The sequence below is a fragment of the Devosia sp. genome (genome assembly GCF_034675085.1).
Taxonomy (GTDB): domain Bacteria; phylum Pseudomonadota; class Alphaproteobacteria; order Rhizobiales; family Devosiaceae; genus Devosia.
Genome location: NZ_JAUCDN010000433.1, coordinates 1 through 2,155, shown reverse-complemented (window position 1 = coordinate 2,155; position 2,155 = coordinate 1). Strand labels below are relative to the sequence as shown.

Below are 2,155 nucleotides of genomic sequence, written 5' to 3'. Positions count from 1 at the left end.
CGGGGCTGAGATGGGTGAAGGTGACGCTGTTGGCGGCCATGTTGACATGGCCGTCCCAGACCTGGCGCCCCAGCCCCTCCGCGCCCCCATGCAGTTGCAGGGTGCCGGCATTGGCTGGCAGGCGATAGGTCTTGCCTCCCAGATCGAAGGAGGCATCCTTGATGCGGTTGGCGACGCGCCCGGCCAGCGAGCCGAAATGGGGGCTATGGGCGGGATAGGCCTCGAAATTGTCGAAACCCAGCACCACGCCGCGCTCGCCACCGGCCACCGGCACGCGCCAATCGCGCACGACCACGCCATAGGAGATCAGGTCGACCCGCACGCCGGTGTCGCTCTCGAGCCGGAACTGGTCAACGCGTTTGCCGTTATGCGTGCCGAATGTAGTGACTGCGATGGCCATGCCTGCCCCCTGGATTGCGCCGCAGGTTTTAGCCTGCTTCGCCGGGGCTCGGCAACGATGCACTTGACCTTTCGGGCGGAGGTGCCGAAATTCCGCTCGTCAATTTTGGGGGAGCCGGGGTGGACGAGGGCGGTTTCAGGCGGCGGGCCACGGTGCACGATGTGGCGCGGGCGGCCGGCGTGTCGCTGGCCACGGTCGATCGTGTGCTCAACGGAAGGCCCGGCGTTAGCACCGCCACGTCCGAAAAGGTCGAGGCCGCCATTGCCCATATCGGTTTTCAGCGCGATCTGGGCGCTTCCCTGCTTGCCCGCGCGCGCGACCTGCGGACGGTCTTCATCATCCCCGATGGCTCCAACGAGTTCATGGCCAGCCTCGCCGGTGCTGTCGAGCACCGGCAGGCCCAGGCCCTGGCCGATCGCATGCATGTCGAGATCCGGCGTGTTCGCGCCCTCGATGCCGGCGCCCTCGCCCGCCATCTCGACGGGCTCGATCCGCAGGATTGCGACTGCGCGGTGATCGTTGCCAGCCAGGACGCGGAAGTGGCGGCGGCGGTGGATGCCGCCACCCGGCGCGGCATCGTGGTGATGACGCTGGTCTCGGACCTGCCGGCCAGCCAGCGCCGGCATTTCATCGGCATCGACAACATGGCCGCGGGGCGTACCGCAGCCTCGCTCATGGGGCGCTTCCTGCCGCAGGGGGGCAAGATCGCCGTCATCGCCGGCTCCCTGCATCTGCGCGACCACGCCGATCGCCTCGCCGGCTTTGCCGAAATCCTCGAAGGGGAGTTTCCCCGCCTCGCACTGATCGGCCCCTTCGAGGGGCATGACGAGCACAGCGAAACCCGGGCCGGCCTGGATACGCTTCTGCGCCAGCATCCCGATCTGGCCGGGCTTTACAATCTTGGTGCCGGCAATGCCGGCCTCGTCGCCGCGCTGGAGCAATCGGGCCGTGCCGGCGACATCCGCGTTATCGCCCATGAACTGACCGGACCGACCCGCCAGGGCCTGGCATCGGGCGCCATCGACGTGGTGCTTGACCAGAATCCCGATGGCGAAATCCGCGAGGCGCTGGCGGCGGCGCGCCTGCTGGTTCTGGGGGGGAGCGGCGCCGTTCTTGCCACCCCCATTGAAATCGGCATTTTCCTGCGCGACAATCTGCGCTAAGAAGCTGTCCATCATCACAAGGACGCGGGCGAAAAAGTCTGGGAGGACCAAGGGATGTCGTCTTGCTTCAGTAATGAGGTACGTGCCTCATGACCTATCTTGGTATCGATATCGGCACCTCGGGCGTCAAGGCGCTGCTGATCGACGAGCATGGCCGGGCGCTTGGCGAGGCTTCCGCTGCCGTCGTTGAGCCGGTGCGGCCCCATCCCGGCTGGTCCGAACAAAACCCTTCCGACTGGTGGCAGGCCACCCTGGCCGCTATCGACACGCTCAAGCAAAAGCACCCGGCCGAACTGGCGGCGGTGCGCGGCATCGGTCTTTCCGGCCATATGCATGGCGCGACGCTATTGGGAAAGAATGACGAGGTTCTTCGCCCCTGCATTTTGTGGAACGATGGACGTTCGGCAGCCGAATGCCGCGAGATGGAAACAGCGCTGCCCAGCCTTCGCGATATCGCCGGCAATATCGCCATGCCGGGCTTTACCGCGCCCAAGATCGCCTGGGTGCGCAAGCATGAGCCTGAAATCTACGCCAAGATCGCCAAGGTGCTGTTGCCCAAGGCCTATGTGCGCCTGCTGCTGACCGGCGAACA

The 2,155-nt window shown here is 66.1% G+C and carries 2 protein-coding genes and 1 pseudogene; 2 read left to right on the top strand and 1 reads right to left on the bottom strand.

The features are described 5' to 3' along the window. A pseudogene (locus VDP82_RS17385) lies at positions 1-400 on the bottom strand (galactose mutarotase); the annotation flags it as partial. 119 nt (positions 401-519) lie between these two features. On the opposite strand from VDP82_RS17385, the gene VDP82_RS17380 reads away from it, so the two are divergent. Together VDP82_RS17380 and VDP82_RS17375 are read left to right on the top strand one after the other, a co-directional pair. Then, positions 520-1,563 (top strand): LacI family DNA-binding transcriptional regulator, encoded by a 1,044-nt coding sequence (locus VDP82_RS17380; protein WP_323016077.1) that lies wholly within the window; start codon positions 520-522, stop codon positions 1,561-1,563. A gap of 89 nt (positions 1,564-1,652) precedes the next feature. After that, on the top strand, positions 1,653-2,155 hold a 503-nt coding region (locus VDP82_RS17375), incomplete at its 3' end, for an FGGY family carbohydrate kinase (RefSeq protein WP_323016076.1).